Origin of the sequence: Cupriavidus necator (genome assembly GCF_016127575.1) — a bacterium.
Lineage (GTDB): Bacteria > Pseudomonadota > Gammaproteobacteria > Burkholderiales > Burkholderiaceae > Cupriavidus > Cupriavidus necator_D.
Genome location: NZ_CP066018.1, coordinates 396506 through 412467, shown reverse-complemented (window position 1 = coordinate 412467; position 15962 = coordinate 396506). Strand labels below are relative to the sequence as shown.

At 67.0% G+C, this 15962-nt stretch carries 13 protein-coding genes and 1 riboswitch; of the genes, 4 read left to right on the top strand and 9 right to left on the bottom strand.

Annotation, left to right across the window (positions count from 1 at the left end):
* Positions 1–28: 28 nt before the first annotated feature.
* Positions 29–799: a GntR family transcriptional regulator gene (locus I6H87_RS01960; RefSeq protein ID WP_011614838.1), complete on the bottom strand. Its 771-nt coding sequence runs from the start codon at positions 797–799 to the stop codon at positions 29–31.
* 297 nt (positions 800–1096) lie between these two features.
* On the opposite strand from I6H87_RS01960, the gene uraH reads away from it, so the two are divergent.
* Complete coding sequence (gene uraH, locus I6H87_RS01955) at positions 1097–1450, top strand: hydroxyisourate hydrolase (RefSeq protein ID WP_010809171.1); 354 nt, start codon at positions 1097–1099, stop codon at positions 1448–1450.
* A gap of 31 nt (positions 1451–1481) precedes the next feature.
* Positions 1482–2690 carry a urate hydroxylase PuuD gene (locus I6H87_RS01950; RefSeq protein WP_010809170.1) on the top strand — a complete coding sequence of 403 codons (1209 nt, stop codon included), beginning with the start codon at positions 1482–1484 and terminating at the stop codon, positions 2688–2690.
* A gap of 162 nt (positions 2691–2852) precedes the next feature.
* On the opposite strand, the gene I6H87_RS01945 is transcribed toward I6H87_RS01950, so the two are convergent.
* The 7 genes from I6H87_RS01945 to xdhA form a co-directional block, all read right to left on the bottom strand.
* Positions 2853–3428, bottom strand: coding sequence for a TMEM165/GDT1 family protein (locus tag I6H87_RS01945; RefSeq protein ID WP_010809169.1), 576 nt, complete (start codon positions 3426–3428; stop codon positions 2853–2855).
* A 114-nt stretch (positions 3429–3542) separates the two neighbouring features.
* A riboswitch (yybP-ykoY riboswitch) is annotated at positions 3543–3690 on the bottom strand.
* A 57-nt stretch (positions 3691–3747) separates the two neighbouring features.
* Positions 3748–4923, bottom strand: coding sequence for a fatty acid desaturase (locus I6H87_RS01940; protein WP_010809168.1), 1176 nt, complete (start codon positions 4921–4923; stop codon positions 3748–3750).
* A 185-nt stretch (positions 4924–5108) separates the two neighbouring features.
* Positions 5109–6431 carry a guanine deaminase gene (gene guaD / locus I6H87_RS01935; protein WP_011614840.1) on the bottom strand — a complete coding sequence of 441 codons (1323 nt, stop codon included), beginning with the start codon at positions 6429–6431 and terminating at the stop codon, positions 5109–5111.
* Positions 6432–6507: 76 nt separating this feature from the next.
* Positions 6508–7563: an adenosine deaminase gene (locus tag I6H87_RS01930; protein ID WP_010809166.1), complete on the bottom strand. Its 1056-nt coding sequence runs from the start codon at positions 7561–7563 to the stop codon at positions 6508–6510.
* A 55-nt stretch (positions 7564–7618) separates the two neighbouring features.
* A complete protein-coding gene (gene xdhC, locus I6H87_RS01925) occupies positions 7619–8608 on the bottom strand; it encodes a xanthine dehydrogenase accessory protein XdhC (protein WP_011614841.1) in 990 nt (329 codons plus the stop codon).
* Between the two features lie 181 nt (positions 8609–8789).
* Entirely contained in the window at positions 8790–11138 is a 2349-nt protein-coding gene (xdhB, locus tag I6H87_RS01920) for a xanthine dehydrogenase molybdopterin binding subunit (RefSeq protein ID WP_062804615.1), read from the bottom strand.
* Between the two features lie 25 nt (positions 11139–11163).
* Entirely contained in the window at positions 11164–12666 is a 1503-nt protein-coding gene (gene xdhA, locus I6H87_RS01915) for a xanthine dehydrogenase small subunit (protein ID WP_011614843.1), read from the bottom strand.
* 231 nt (positions 12667–12897) lie between these two features.
* Here xdhA and I6H87_RS01910 point away from each other — a divergent pair, with 231 nt between their 5' ends.
* On the top strand, positions 12898–13845 hold the full coding sequence (locus I6H87_RS01910; RefSeq protein WP_010809162.1) for a LysR substrate-binding domain-containing protein: 948 nt from the start codon (positions 12898–12900) through the stop codon (positions 13843–13845).
* Between the two features lie 26 nt (positions 13846–13871).
* Here the strand turns inward: I6H87_RS01910 and I6H87_RS01905 are convergent, their stop codons facing one another.
* The gene (locus I6H87_RS01905) at positions 13872–14705 is read right to left on the bottom strand and encodes an ABC transporter substrate-binding protein (RefSeq protein WP_010809161.1); all 834 of its coding nucleotides are present in this window, start codon (positions 14703–14705) and stop codon (positions 13872–13874) included.
* Between the two features lie 144 nt (positions 14706–14849).
* On the opposite strand from I6H87_RS01905, the gene I6H87_RS01900 reads away from it, so the two are divergent.
* Positions 14850–15947, top strand: coding sequence for a substrate-binding domain-containing protein (locus tag I6H87_RS01900; protein WP_010809160.1), 1098 nt, complete (start codon positions 14850–14852; stop codon positions 15945–15947).
* Positions 15948–15962: the final 15 nt, after the last annotated feature.

The window sequence follows — 15962 nt, the reverse complement described above, 5'->3', positions numbered from 1 at the left end:
AGTTGGGGGCAGGGGCGGGAACACCGTGCTAGGTGGAGCGGCCTAGCACGCTGCGAAGATCAAAGTTGCCCGGCTCGTCCGGCTGCACGCGGTCGGCGCAGGCGCCAAGGTGGTGCGCCATGCGCGACTGGGCCAGCGCGGCATTGCCCTGTTCGAGTGCGTCGAGGATCTCTTCGTGTTCATCGAACGAGCAGGCGTTGTTGCCCGGGGCTTCCACGCTGGCGATCATCAGCGTGGTGCGCGACACCAGCCGGCGCATCATGTTGACCAGCAGCGCATTGCCCGACAGTTCCGCCAGCGCCGTATGGAACTCGGCGGACAGGCGGATCCATTTGGGCCGGTCATGCGTGAGGAAGGCCTGGCGCTCGCTGGCCACCATCTGGCGCAGCGGCGCGATCACGGCCTTGACGTCGGGCATGCCGGCAAGCTTTTCCAGCACCGCGCGTTCCAGCATCTGGCGCAGCTCGAACATGTCGTGCGCTTCGTCGGTGGAGGGGCTGGCGATAAAGGCGCCGCGGTTGGGCTCGAGGTCGACCATGCCGTCGGCGGCCAGGTGCGACAGCACCTTGCGCACAGTGTGTCGCGCGGTGGCATAGATCTCGCAAAGGGAATGCTCGGTCAGCTTGGTGCGCGGCGGCAGCCGGTGCTCCATGATCGCGTCGTAGATCTCGTGATACATGCGCTCTTCGACCGAGCCCTTGCGTGCGGGCCTGGCGGGCTTGCCCGCCTGGATTTCGGTCGGCTCGGCGTCGGCCTTGGTTTCGGCGTTGGCGGCAATCAGCTTCAGGCTCTTGGACATCGTGGCACCAGCAGTCAGGCGGGGCACCGCAAATCCTGGACATCAGGCAGCGGTGATCCAAAAATTGTTGACAATTATTTGGTTACTGCTCCAATATTGTCAACAAAACCGACTCAGGTTTTCGACAACTCAGGGAAATCCCTGAATTGCCAACCGGGTAGTGCAGGCGCATTGTCGCCACGCACCACCCAGCGCCGGGATGCGTTACCAGACGTACCGAGCGGGCACCATTCCCACAAATGGTGCTAGTGAAGGCAGCGGCGCCCCTCACAACCCAATCGCCTAAGGAAAAACACGATGGGACGCTTGACCACACACGTACTCGACACCGCTGCCGGCACGCCCGGCAAGGGCATGTCGGTTACTCTTCATAAAATTGTCGACAATCGCCGCGAAACCCTGAAGACAGTCGTGACGAACCACGACGGCCGTTGCGACCAGCCGCTGCTGGAAGGTGCGGACTTCGCCGTTGGCGTGTATGAGCTGGAATTCGCCGCGGGCGACTACTTCCGCGCGCAAGGCACGCAGCTGCCCGAGCCGGCTTTCCTGGACGTGGTGCCCCTGCGCTTCGGCATTGCCGATGTCAACGCGCACTACCACGTGCCCCTCCTGGTCTCGCCCTGGTCGTACTCGACCTACCGCGGCAGCTGAAGCGGTGGCATAGGGAAACAGGAGACAAGACATGGAAGGCTACATTCTCGACTGGGCCAATCTGCTGCTGCGCTGGGTGCACGTCATCACGGCGATCGCGTGGATCGGCTCCTCGTTCTATTTCGTCTGGCTCGACAACAGCCTGACCCGTCCCACCGATCCTGACCTGCAGGAGAAGGGTGTCGGCGGCGAGCTGTGGGCCGTGCACGGCGGCGGTTTCTACAACCCGCAGAAATACCTGACCGCACCCAAGACGCTGCCTGAGAACCTGCACTGGTTCTACTGGGAGTCGTATTCCACGTGGATGACCGGCTTCGGCCTGCTGGTGGTGCTGTACCTGTTCAACGCCAGCACGTTCCTGATCGACAAGAACGTCTACGACATGTCGCCCGGCGCGGCGGTCGGCCTGGCGCTGTCCTACCTGGCCGCGGGCTGGGTGGTCTATGACGTGATCTGCCGCGTGTTCGGCAAGAGCGACAAGACCGTGGGCGTGCTGGTGGCGATCTACGTGGCCGTGGCTGCCTACGTGGCGTGCCACCTGTTCTCGGGCCGTGCGGCGTTCCTGCTGACCGGTGCGATGATCGCCACCATCATGAGCGCCAACGTGCTGGTGTGGATCATCCCGGGCCAGCGCAAGGTGGTTGCCGCGCTGCGCGCGGGCCAGCCGGTCGATCCGGTCCATGGCAAGAACGCCAAGCAGCGCAGCGTGCACAACACGTACTTCACGCTGCCGGTGCTGTTCGCGATGCTGTCGAACCACTACAGCATGACCTACAGCTACAAGTACAACTGGGCCGCGCTGATCCTGATCATGCTCGCCGGTGTGCTGATCCGCCAGTTCTTCATCCTCAAGCACAAGGGCAAGATCAACGTGGCCTGGCCCGCAGCCGGCGTTGCCGTGCTGGCCGTGGTCGCCGTGCTGATCGCGCCGCAACCGCGCCCGGCCGTGGCCAAGGCAGAAGGTGGTGAAGCCGCCACCGCCGTCAGCTTTGCCAAGGTGCAGGAAGTGATGAACGCACGCTGCGTGCAGTGCCACGCCGAGCAGCCGAAGATGATGCCGACCGCAGCCAAGGGCATCAAGCTCGATACCGCGGAAGACATCAAGGCCCACGCGCAGCTGATCTACCAGCAGGCCGTGCAGCAGAAGGCGATGCCGCTGGGCAACGTGACGCAGATCACCGACGACGAACGCGCCCTGCTGGGCCAGTGGTTCGAAGGCGGTGCCAAGACCACCAACTGAGGGTGGCCTGATCTGAAAAGCATCAGGGCCGGCGCGTGCCGCCGGCCCGCGAATTCCGAGCATCGGTGATCGACGGTCCGGAGGGTTGTGCAGTTGGCAACCGTCAGTACCGGACCGGCGAGGGTTTGAACGGGGCCTTGTGCCCCGTTTTTTTTCGGCGACTTATCCGCCGATATTCAGCAACGCCAGCACCCCCAGCACCAGGAAAATCCCCGCCGCGATCTTGTGCACCAGTCCGATCGGCATCTTGTTGGCAAACTTGTCGCCAAGCAGGACCGCCGGCGCATTGGCGACCATCATGCCGAAGGTGGTGCCGGCCACCACGGCAATCACCGCATCGCTGAAGCGCGCGGCCAGCGCCACGGTGGCGATCTGGGTCTTGTCGCCCATCTCGGCAAAGAAGAAGGCCACGATGGTGGTGCCGAGGATGCCAAGGGCGCCCTTGACCGGCCTGGCTTGTTCGGCGTCGTCGAGCTTGTCGGGGATCAGCATCCATGCCGCCATTGCGATAAAGCCCAGGCCCAGGATCCAGCGCAGCAGGCTTTCGCCCAGCACATGCGTGATCCAGCCGCCGAGCGCACCGGCAAAGCCGTGGTTGAACAGCGTGGCGATCAGGATGCCAAGGATGATGGGAACGGGCTTGCGGTAGCGCGCGGCCAGCACCAGCGACAGCAATTGCGTCTTGTCGCCCATTTCAGCGAGGGCGACGATGCCTGTGGAGACGAGGAAGGCTTCCATATTGGTCTTGTGGGGTAACCGGGCCGCAATGCATCGCGAGATGCCAATGACGCACACCTTTCCCGGCCCGGCCAGAAAGGTATGGTCATCGGTCTCGCCAGGCTGGACGCTGCCGGGTCCGTATCAGTACGGCCGGGCGGGTCCGGAGCTGCGCACGCCATAACCGCAAGCGGTCAAGTCTGTTGACGTACGCCCCTGTCCCCCGGAGTCCGCATTGCGCGGCGCGGTGAGAGCAGGGCGGCTACTCCCCAATGGAAGCGGCAATTATAGCGGCGGCGGGGGCAGGCGTCCACCTGCCCCCGCCACAAGGCCTGCACCCTCAGCCGGGTACAGGCGCGTTGTCGCTGGTCTGGCGGCCGCGGAAATCGGTCCAGCACAGGGCCTTGAAGTCATAGAGCTTGCAGCGGCGCGCGGTATCGAAATACCAGCGCCAGGAGAAGTTCTCGATGATGATGCGGCCCGGCAGCGCGTGCTCCAGCAGTGCCTGGGCGCGCTTGAGGCGGTACAGTGGCACGCTCATGTCGACGTGGTGCGCGGTGTGTTCCATGATGTGGTGCAGCGCCGCGCCGATGCCGTGGCGGAAGCGCAGGTGCACGGTGGTCGAGACAAAGGGCTGTGCCTTGGCCCACATGGCCTTGGTGTCATACCAGGCGACGCTGGTGTGGGTGTGGTGCACATACAGCACGAAGCCGACGGTGACGTTCCAGACCAGGAATGGCAGCACAAAGCCCGCGCCGGTCAGCAACCACACCGACTGCTCCGTGGCCAGCGCCAGGCCCGCCAGCGCGCCGATCCAGGCCAGCCCGAAGGCGGCTACCAGCACACAGTCGCCGGTGAAGATCGGGCGGCGCGTAGCCATCTGGCGCTTGCTGGGGAAGAACATCTTGCACCACCAGATTTCCACCAGGTAGTACAGGCCCGGGCCGAAGCCGGTGCGGTAGATGCGCTCCATCACGCGGCGCCAGCGCGGCAGCGCGTTGAATTCTTCCAGTGAGTAGGGCGCCCAGACGAAGTCGAAGCCCTTCAGGTTGGTATAGCCATGGTGCACCACGTTGTGGCCGACTTCCCACAGGCTGTACGGCGTCAGCGAGGGCAGGAAGGTGAGCCGGCCCAGCCACTTGTTCAGGCCGCGGCGCGGGGTCAGGCTCTGGTGGCAGGCATCGTGGCCGATGATAAACAGGCGCGCGATGATCAGCCCGGCCAGCACGCCCAGCGCCAGCTTGGCGGCCCAGTGCTGCGCCAGCACCACGCCGGCCAGCACGGCGCCGAACAACAGGTAGTCGAAGGCGAACAGCAGCAGTGCGCGCGGCGTGCTGCGCTGGCCCAGCGGGATCAGCCAGCCGCGGATGATCTTGCGCGAGGGCAGCGGGGCGTCCGGCGCAATCGGCTCCGGCAGCGGGGCGTGGTTGGGCGCGCCCTTGCGCGCGGCATGGGGCACGTCATGCGGGCCACTGGCGCGCTCAGGGGCGTGAGCGGCGGATTGGAAAGCGGTCATGCGGAACCTTCTGATTGCGGTCGGATGGGTAAGGGCGCACGGCGCGCAGAACGGCCGCGGCGGAACCGCAAGGTTAGAAGGCTTTGTCGAAGACGGCCTTGACGGTCGTCAAGCCGGAGGCGGGGGCGAAGCGGTAAAAGCGCGCCCGCCGCATGGCGGCGGGCGGCTGCTGGCCAGGTGACGGATCAGGCGGCCGGCACGTGGGCGGCCTCGCCCATCACATAGACGCTGTCGATGACGCGGTCGTCGCCCAGCATGGCAAAGGCGAACAGCTCTTCTTCCAGCGTTTCCGAGCGGTTGCTGCGGCGGGCGATCAGCGGCGTGGCCTTGGGGTCCAGCACAATGAAATCGGCCTCGCAGCCAACGCTGAAGCTGCCGACGCGGTCGGTCCAGCCCAGCGCCTCGGCCGCGGCGCGGGTGGCCAGGTAGAACATGCGCAGCGCGGTCAGGTAGTAGCCGCCCATGCGCGCCACCTTGTGCGCCGCGTTCATGGTGCGGAACATCGAGAACGAGGTGCCGCCGCCGACGTCGGTGGCCAGCGTCACGTTCAGGCGGTTGGCGTCGGACTGGTGGAAGTCATAGAAGCCGCTGCCCAGGAACAGGTTGGAGGTGGGGCAATGCGCCACCGCGGCGCCGCTGTCGGCCAGGCGCCGGCGGTCGTCCTGGTCCAGGTAGATGGCGTGGCCGTACATCGCGCCCGGGCGCAGCAGGCCGTAGCGGTCGTACACGTCCAGGTAGCTGCGCGCGTCCGGGAACAGCTCGGCCACCCATTTGACCTCGTCGCGGTTCTCGGCCACGTGGGTCTGGATAAAGGCGTCCGGATAGGCGCGCGCCAGCTCGCCGCAGGCGGCCAGCTGCGCCTCGGTCGAGGTCGGGGCAAAGCGCGGTGTGATGGCGTAGGCCAGGCGTCCCTTGTTATGCCAGCGCGAGAGCAGGTCGGCGGAGTCCCGGGCACCGGTCTCGGCCGTATCGCGCAGGAATTCCGGGCAGTTGCGGTCCATCATCACCTTGCCCGTGACCATGCGCAGGTTGCGCGCCTCGCTTTCGGCAAAGAGGGCCTCGGCCGAGGCCTTGTGCACCGTGCTCCAGACCACCGCGCTGGTGGTGCCGTTGCGCAGCAGTTCCTCGGTGAAGAAGCCGGCCACGCCGCGCGCGTAGTCGGGATCGGCAAAGCGGCGCTCTTCGGGGAAGGTGTAGGTCTCGAGCCAGTGCAGCAGGCCCGGCGACGGCGACGCGATCATGTCGGTCTGCGGGTAGTGCACGTGGGTGTCGATAAAGCCGGGCACGATCAGCTTGCCGCGGTGGTCGACGATCTCGGCGTCGGCCGGAATGCGCGCAGCCAGCTGCGTATAGTCGCCGGCAGCGGCGATGCGCCCGTTGGTGACGATCAGCACCCCGTCGTCCCAATACTGATATGCATCCTCATGGAATTGCGGATCGCGCAGGAAATGCAGCACGCGGCCGCGAATGGCACGGGTGAGGGAGTCAGTCTTGGGGTTGGTCGTCATGGTGTGTCTCTTGTGGCCGGCCCGCGCGGAACGGCATGGTTCAAGCAGCGGGCCGGGCTATTGGCATGCGCCGCGCTCAGGCCGCTGGGGCCGTTGCGGGCGGGGACTTGGGCGGGCTCGACCAGAAGTGGTCGACTTCCGCCAGGAATTCGGCCTTCTGCATGGCAGGCAGGAAGGCCGCTTCAAAGCTGTTGCGGGCAAGCTTGTGGGCATCGGCCGCGTCCAGCGGCAGCGCCTCGAAGGTGGCTTCCCAGTTGGCGTTCATATAGCCGCCGAAGTAGGCAGGATCGTCCGAATGCAGCGTGATCACCACGCCGGCATCGAGCATGCGCTTGAGCGGGTGGTCGCGCAGGTCCGGGTAGACCTTGAGCTTGACGTTCGACAGCGGGCACACGGTCAGCGCCACGCGCTCGCGCGCCAGGCGTTCCACCAGCGCCGGATCGTCGATGGCGCGCACGCCGTGGTCGATACGCTGCGCCTTGAGGATGTCGAGCGCGTCGGTGACGTATTGCGCCGGACCTTCCTCGCCCGCGTGGGCCACCAGGTGCAGGCCCAGCTCGCGCGCCCTGGCGAACACGCGCGCGAACTTCTCGGGCGGGTTGCCTCGCTCGGACGAATCCAGGCCCACGCCGACAAAGCGGTCGCGGTAGGGCAGCGCGGCCTCCAGCGTGGCGAAGGCGTCTTCCTCCGGCAGATGGCGCAGGAAGCACAGGATCAGGCTGCTGGAGAAGTCATATTCGGTGCGCGCCTGGGCCAGGGCATCGGCGATGCCGTCGATCACCACGCCGATGGGCACGCCGCGCGCGGTATGGGTCTGCGGATCGAAGAAGATCTCGGCGTGGCGGACGTTGTCGGCGACGGCGCGCTTGACGTAGTCCATGGTCATGTCGAAGAAATCTTCCTCGGTCAGCAGCACGCTGGCGCCGGCGTAGTAGATGTCCAGGAACGACTGCAGGTCGGTGAAGGCGTAGGCGGCGCGCAGCGCCTCGACGCTGGGATAGGGCAGCGCCACCTGGTTGCGCTGCGCGAGCCGGAAGATCAGTTCCGGCTCAAGCGTGCCTTCGATATGCACATGCAGTTCGGCCTTGGGAGTGCGGCGGATCTGTTCCGCGAGCGCGGCATCGATGGTCATGGGGGCCTCGTTTCTGGGCTTTTCTGTGCCTGCCGGCGGGGCCGGCGGCACGGGTTCAGGGATGCACCGCCTCCGGGCGGCCCAGACGCAGCGCGGCAAGGCGCTGTTCGCGGACCTGGAGCAGCTGGGCGACGATGGCTACCGCAATCATAGCCGGAGCCTTGTCGGTAATCCCGGGAACCCCCATGGGGCATGTCATTTCCGCAAACCGGGCCGGGTCGATGCCGTGCTCGGCCATGCGGTGTTCAAAGCGCGCGCGCTTGGTCTTGGAGCCGATCAGGCCGAAGTAGGCGAAATCGGTGCGCTTGAGGATTTCTTCGCACAGGGTCTGGTCCAGCGCATGGCTGTGCGTCATGACCAGGAAGTAGCTGCCCGCGGGCGCCTGCGCCACTACCGCTTCGGGCGTGTCGCTGGCCTCGGCCTCGACATTGTCGGGCAGCCCGCCGGGGAACAGCGTGTCGCGCTCGTCGACCCAGTGCACGCGGCACGGCAGCGTGGCCAGCACCTTGACCAGTGCATGGCCGACATGGCCCGCGCCAAACAGCACCACGTGCATGGTGTCGGGCACCAGCGTATCGGTCCAGCTGCCGTCGGCGTGCAGCGTTACGCCGGGGGTCACGGCATGGCTGTCGCCATGGGTGATCGCGCCGCTGGCCGGCACCTGGCGCTGCAGTGCCTTGCCGGCGGTGAAATTGCGTTCGACCGCGTCAAGCCAGTGCAGGTCGGCTTCGCCCAGCACCTCGAATGCGAGCTGCACCACGCCGCCGCAGCACTGGCCCAGTGCCGGCCCGAGCGGGATGCGCTCGATCCGGCGTTGTTCACCGCGCACCAGCATCTCGCGCGCGATATCCATGCCGCGCCACTCCAGGTGGCCGCCGCCGATGGTGCCGACCAGGTCGTCGGCGCTGACCAGCATGCGGATGCCGGCCTCGCGCGGGGCCGAGCCCTTGACCTCGACGATGGTGACCATCGCCGCCGGCAGGCCGGCGCGCACCATGCGGGCGGCGTCGGCGAAGCGGAAGGGTTTGAGCGGTGCGTCCTGCATGTCGGGGGCCTTGTCGGTGTTGCCTGGTTGCTGCTTGATGCTGTGGTGCTGCCTGCGCTGTGTCATCGCAAGGGTGGCGCGCGCCTGCTTCTTCCACCGGCCCCATGCCCGTCAACGCGGCCAAGGGGGGAAAGTCCGGGGGCGCCCGCAGGCGCGCGCTTCCTGCGATCGTTCCGCCAGCTCAGGCTGGCTGCGCCGCGGCTTCGCGCACGGCGTCGACGGCGTCCAGGATCGCCTCGCTGGTGGCCGGGGCCTTCAGCGGCGGGTTGATGCGGTAGTCGCCAACGGCAGCCACGGCGTCGCGGATCGCGAAGAACACCGAGAACGGCAGCAGCAGCGGCGGCTCGCCCACGGCCTTGGAGCGGTGGATGCTGTCCTCGACGTTGCGGTTCTGGAACAGGCGCACGTTGAATTCCTCCGGGCAGTCGTTGACCGTCGGGATCTTGTACGTGGACGGGGCGTGCGTCATCAGCTTGCCGTCCTTGTTCCACCACAATTCCTCGGTGGTCAGCCAGCCCATTCCCTGGATAAAAGCGCCCTCGACCTGGCCGATGTCGATCGCCGGGTTCAGCGAGCGGCCGGCGTCGTGCAGCGCGTCGGCGCGCAGCAGCTTCCATTCGCCGGTGAGCGTGTCGACCAGCACCTCAGAGCACGCGGCACCGTAGGCGAAGTAGTAGAACGGGCGGCCCTGCAGCTTGCTCTGGTCCCAGTGCAGCTTGGGCGTGGTGTAGAAGCCGTCGGACCACAGCTGCACGCGCGCCACGTAGGCTTCGCGCGCCAGCTCGCCGAACGACACGCGCAGCTCGCCGGCGCTGACCAGGTCATCGTTGAAGCGCACCTCGGACGGCTCCACGCCGGCCTTGCGCGCGGCAAACACGGCCAGGCGCTCGCGGATCTGGCGCGCGGCGTCCTGCGCGGCCTTGCCGTTCAGGTCGGCACCGGTGGAAGCTGCGGTGGCCGAGGTATTGGCCACCTTGCTGGTATCGGTCGCGGTCACGCGCACGCGTTCCATGCGGATGCCGAGCTCATGCGCCACCACCATCGCCACCTTGGTGTTCAGGCCCTGGCCCATCTCGGTGCCGCCGTGGTTCACCAGCACCGAGCCGTCGTTGTAGACGTGCACCAGCGCGCCGGCCTGGTTGAAGTGGGCCACGTTGAACGAGATGCCGAACTTCACCGGGGTGATGGCGATGCCCTTCTTCAGCACCGGGCTGGTGGCGTTGAACGCGCGCGTGGCCTCGCGGCGGGCGCGGTATTCGCTGCTGGCCACCAGTTCGTCGATCAGCTCGTGGATGACGTTGTCTTCCACGGTCTGGCCGTAGGGCGTGACGTTGTGCTCGGTCTTGCCGTAGAAGTTGGCGCGGCGCACGTCCAGCGAATCCTTGCCGACCGTGCGGGCGACATTGTCCAGGATGTACTCGACCGCGAACGCGCCCTGCGGGCCGCCGAAACCGCGGAAGGCGGTATTGCTCTGCGTGTTGGTCTTGCCGCAGTAGCCGTCGATCTGCACGTTCGGCAGCCAGTAGGCATTGTCGAAGTGGCAGATGGCGCGGGTCATCACCGGGCCCGACAGGTCGGCCGAGAAGCCGGCGCGCGACACCATCTCGACCTTGACGCCCTCGATATGGCCTTCATCGTCGTGGCCCACGGTGTAGTCGAACACGAAGTCATGGCGCTTGCCGGTGATCATCATGTCGTCGTCGCGGTCCGGGCGCAGCTTGACCGGGCACATCAGCTTCCAGGCGGCCAGCGCGGCGCAGCAGGCGAACAGCGCCGACTGCGACTCCTTGCCGCCGAAGCCGCCGCCCATGCGGCGGCATTCGACCAGCACCTGGTGCGCCTGCCAGCCGAGCATATGGCACACCGCGTGCTGCATTTCGGTCGGGTGCTGGGTCGAGCACCACACTTGCATGCCGTCGTTCTCGCGCGGCGCGGCGTACGAGATCTGGCCTTCCAGGTAGAACTGCTCCTGGCCGCCCAGGTGGATCTTGCCGCTGTCCTGGTGGGCCGCGCTTGCGATGCGCGCAGCGGGCTCGCCGCGCGTCAGGTGCATCGGCGGCAGCACATAGCTGCCGGCCTCGTGCGCGGCTTGCGGCGACAGCACCGGGGGCAGGTCTTCGTAGTCGATGGTGCCCAGGCGGGCGGCGCGGCGCGCGGCGTCATGCGAGGTCGCCACCACGATAAAGACCGGCTGGCCGATGAACTGGACCACGTCGCGCGCCAGGATCGGGTCGTCGTGGATGATCGGGCCGCAGTCGTTGGTGCCGGGGATGTCGTCCACCGTCAGCACGTCGACCACGCCGGGCGCGGCGCGCACCTTGTCGAGCGAGATCGACTTGATGCGGGCGTGCGCGCGGGTACTCATGCCGAGCGCGGCGTGCAGCGTGCCGGCCAGCTCGGGGATGTCGTCCGTGTAGGTGGCGGTGCCGGCCACGTGCAGGTGGGCGGATTCATGCGGACGCGAGATGCCGACCTGCGAGACCTGTTCGGCGGTGGCGTCGAGCAGGAAGGGTTCGGTTTGCTTGTTCATGCCGATGCTTTCCTTTTTCTCTGGCTCAGGCCGTGGCGGTTTCAGTGGCGCCGGCGCCGATGGCGCGGACGTTGACGGCTGCCGCGGACAGCGCTTCGGCGCGGGTCTCCAGCCAGAAGCGGTACAGCAGGTTGGCGGCACCGCGGCTGCGGTAAGACGCGGTCGCGCGCATGTCGGACAGCGGCGTGTAGTCCTGCGCCAGCGCGGCCATGCCGGCGCGGGCGGTGGCTTCATCCCACGGCTGGCCGGTCAGGGCCGCCTCGGTGGCGGCGGCGCGCTTGGGCGTGGCGGCCATGCCGCCGAAGGCGATGCGCGCCTGCGTGACGAGGCCGTCCTGCACGGTGATGCCGAATGCGGCACACACGGCGGAAATATCCTCATCAAAGCGTTTGGACAGCTTGTAGGTGCGGAAGTGCTGCGGGCCGGCCACCGGCACGCGCAGCGCGGCGACGAATTCGCCCGGCTGCATCGCGGTCTTCTGGTAGGCCAGGTACAGGTCTTCCAGCGGCAGCGTGCGGCGCGTCTCGCCGTGCTGCAGCACCACTTCCGTGCCCAGCGCGATCAGCGCCGGCATCGAGTCGCCGATGGGCGAACCGTTGGCGATATTGCCGCCCAGCGTGCCGGCATTGCGGATCGGCAGCGAGGCAAAGCGCTTCCACATCTCTTCCAGCTCGGGGTGTGCGGCGTTGAGTGCGGCGTAGGCCTTTTCCAGCGTCACGGCGGCGCCGATCTCGACCATGCCGTCGCGTTCCTCAATGTGGTTCAGGTCTTCCACCTGGCCCACGTAGAGCAGGTTGCCCAGCTCGCGGAACTGCTTGGTGACCCACAGGCCCACGTCGGTGCTGCCGGCCAGGATGCGGATATCGGGCTGTGCCGCCTTGATCGCGCCGAACTCGGCCGCGCTGCGCGGGGCAAAGAACTCCTGGCCCTGGGCGCGGTAGCGGAAGGTCTCGCCGCGCTTGAGGTTGCGCAGGGTGTCGGCGATCTGCTTGGGGTTGAGCTTGTCCGCCGTAGGGGCGGGCAGGGCCATCATGCGCTCGCCGGCGTCGATGATCGGGCGGTAGCCGGTGCAGCGGCACAGGTTGCCGGTCAGCGCGTCGCAGATGGTCTGGCGCGAGGGCGCTTCGCCGCCCGGGGTGTGCTGCTGGTACAGCGCCCACAGCGACATCACGAAGCCGGGAGTGCAGAAGCCGCACTGCGAGCCGTGGCACTCGACCATGGCTTCCTGCACCGGGTGCAGGTTGCCGTCGGCCTGGCGCAGGTCCTCGACCGTGATCAGGGCCTTGCCGTCGAGCGTGGGCAGGAACTGGATGCAGGCGTTGACCGCCTTGAATTCGACATCGCCGCCGTCCTGCAGCTCGCCGACCACGACGGTGCAGGCGCCGCAGTCGCCTTCGGCGCAGCCTTCCTTGGTGCCGGTGCAGCGCGCGTCTTCACGCAGGTACTGCAGCACGGTGCGGGTAATGGGGGCGTCGGATACTTCCTTGACCTGGCCGCGGTGGAAAAAGCGGATGGTTTGCGTCTCCATGGTCTTCTCTCTCTTGGTGATGGCGGAAACATAGCACCCTGGCCTTTCATGCAATATTCGGCCCAGGTGATATGCCCCATCAGCGGGCGGCCCGATTGGTGCCCCGCCGCACCGCCAGGCGCCCCCCTGGAGGAGGTGATTTGACCGTTTGTGGGGCGCCTGTCATACACTATGCGCCGTTCCCATCCCCCACGCCACCCATCTGGCCCCCGCCGGAGGGCCGCCATCGCCATGCACGGACGCGACCATCTCGATACATATTTGCTGCGGGTGCTTCACACCCTGCTGACCGAGCAGAGCGTGACCCGCACGGCCGTGCGCCTGGGCCAGTCCCAGCCCGCCATCAGCAATACCCTGAAGCGCCTGCGGGAGATCACCGGCGATGCCATTTTGGTGCGGGGCAAAAACGGCATGGTGCCGACCGAGCGCGGCCGCGAACTGCTGGCGCTGGCCGAGCAGAGCCTGGCGGCGATGGACCGCATCGCGCGCCCGCCGCAGCAGTTCGACCCGGCCACCACCACGCGCACCTTCCACCTGGGCGCGCCGGACTACCTGGACGCGTTCTTCCTGCCCAATATCGTCGAGCGCGTGCGCCGGCTGGCGCCGGGCGCCAAGCTGTTCGTGCATCCGATGACGTCGTCGTCGGACTTCCTGGACGACCTGGAGCAGGGGCAGCTCGATATCGTGGTCGGCAACTGGCTGTCGCCGCCTGAGCACCTGCATATCTCGCCGCTGTTCGACGACGAGGTGGTGTGCATGCTGGGCGCGCAGCATCCGCTGGCGCGCAAGGGGCTGACGCTCAAGCACTACCTGGAGATGCCGCACTTGGCCCCGGCGCCGTATGCGTCGATGCAGCGCAGCATGATCGACCAGGCGCTGGCCGAGCAGGGCTACAAGCGCAATATCCAGGTCACGCTGCCGTATTTCGGCCTGGTGCCGTATGTGCTGATGAAGACGGATATGGTCTTTACCACCGGTCGCCAGTTTGCTGCGCACTACGCGCAGTACCTGCCGATCCGCATGGTGCCCTCGCCGGTGTCGTTCCCGCGCATGCGCTTCTACCAGCTGTGGCACGAGCGCTGCCATGCGGCGCCGGATGTGATGTGGATCCGGCGCATGATCGCCGAGGTGGCGGCGGACCTGCCGCAGTTGCCGCGGCTGGAGGCAGAGGCCGGCTGAGCGGGCCGGGCAGCAGGCGAGGGGGCTTACTTTGCCTTGTAGCTCGGGAAGAACAACTGCTCGCCTTCCACCTTGTACCCGGCAATCGCGTCCTGTCCTTCCTTTGACGTGATCCACTCCACCAGCTTGATCGCATCCGTGTGGTTGATACCCGCATGCCTGGCGGGGTTGACCGCGATGATTCCGTACGGGTTGAACATCTTCGGATCGCCTTCGATGGCGATGGCCAGGCCGGTCTTGGCGCGATAGGCGCCGTAGGTGGCGCGGTCCGACAGCGTATAGGCCGGCATCTGCGCGGCCATGGTCAGCACCTCGCCCATGCCCAGGCCGGCGTTGACGTACCACGGCTGGCCCTTGGGCTCGATGCCGAGCTGCTTCCAGTAGTCCTTCTCCATCACGTCGGTGCCGGAGTTGTCGCCGCGCGAGATGAACTTGCTGCTGCTGCCGGCGAGCTTGCGGAACCCCGCCAGCACGTCCTTGCCGCCCTTGACGCCTGCCGGGTCGCTGGCCGGGCCGACCACGATGAAGTCGTTGTACATCACGTCGCGGCGGTTCACGCCGTAGCCGGCCGCGACAAAGGCGTCTTCCACCTTGCGCGCGTGCACCAGCAGCACGTCGACGTCGCCCATCTCGCCCATCTTCATGGCCTTGCCCGAGCCGACCGCGATCACCTTCACGGTGACGCCCGCCTTTTGCTCGAAGCGCGGCAGCAGGTATTTCAGCAGGCCCGAGTTCTCGGTGCTGGTGGTGGTGGCCAGCTTCAGTTCCCCGGCATGGGCCGCCGACAGCAGGCCTGCGCAGGCCATCGCAACGAGATGGCGCGCTGGGCGGCGCAGGCGTTGGGCAAGGCGAGGCGACATGCGGTGGCTCCTTTGTATTATGTTTTTCCAGACATAATTGCTTTTGCCTTTCGATCTCATGGAGAATGCGGCAAAAGAACATAAGAATGGGGTATTCATTGTGGTCCAGCCGAGATCGACAAGTAAATATGCTGCGGAGGACATATGATCTTCCGCTTTGACCTGTTTCCGGTGATCGCGCCAGACGACAATCCGCGCGCGAATGGCAAGGTGTTCCAGCTGCTCAAGGCCGTGCGCGAAACCGGGTCGCTGCACCGCGCCGCGCGCGAGATCGGCTTGTCGTACCGCCATGCCTGGGGCGTGATGCGGACCTGGGAGGAAATGCTCGGGCGCAGCGTGCTCGATATGGAGCGCGGCCGCGGTGCCTCGCTGACCCGCTTCGGCGAACGCCTGCTGCGCGCCGAGCTGCGCCTGCGCGAATCGGTCGACCCGGTGGTGCAGAAGGCCATGGCGGACTTCATTGCCGAGCTGGACGATGCCCAGCAGCCGCAGTCGCAGGTGCATTTCACCGGCAGCCATGACCCGGCGGTGGAGGTGCTGGCCGCCGCACTGGGCGAGGCAGGAACCTCGCTGCAGCTCGATACGGTGTTTTGCGGTAGCGTGGAGGGGCTGATTTGCCTGCAGGAGCGGCAGTCGGAACTGGCCGGCTTCTATGTCTCGCCGGTGCAGACCGCGGGCTCGGTCGCGCATGTGACGCTGCGCAAGTGGCTGCGGCCGGCCGCGGTGCGGCTGCTGCGGCTGGCTTGGCGCGAGCAGGGCCTGATCCTGGCGCCGGAGGTGGCGCGCGAGGTGCATGACCTGCGCGACCTGGCGCGCACCCAGGCGCGCTTCGTCAACCGGCAGCGCAGTTCGGGCACGCGCATGCTGTTCGACCAGCTGCTGGCCGCGCAGGGCCTGTACCCCGACCAGATCGCCGGCTACGACGAGACCGAGTTCAGCAACGAGAAGGTGGCCGAGGCCGTGCACGGCGGCCGCGCGCAGGTGGGCTTCGGGCTGCGCATGAATGCCGAGGCCCATGGGCTGGCCTTTGTGCCGTTGACGCGCGAGGCCTACTACCTGGCGCTGCGCAAGAACGACCAGACCGCCGGCTGGATGGCAGCACTGCTGGCGCTGCTGGCCGACCCGGCCTTTGCCCGGCGCATCGAAACGCTGCCCGGCTACACCATGGCCGAGCCGGCCGGCATCCTGACCCCGCAGGAGGCGTTGCCGTGGTTCGGGCCGGGCGGCAAGGAGGACGCCTGAGGGCGAGCCGGGCGG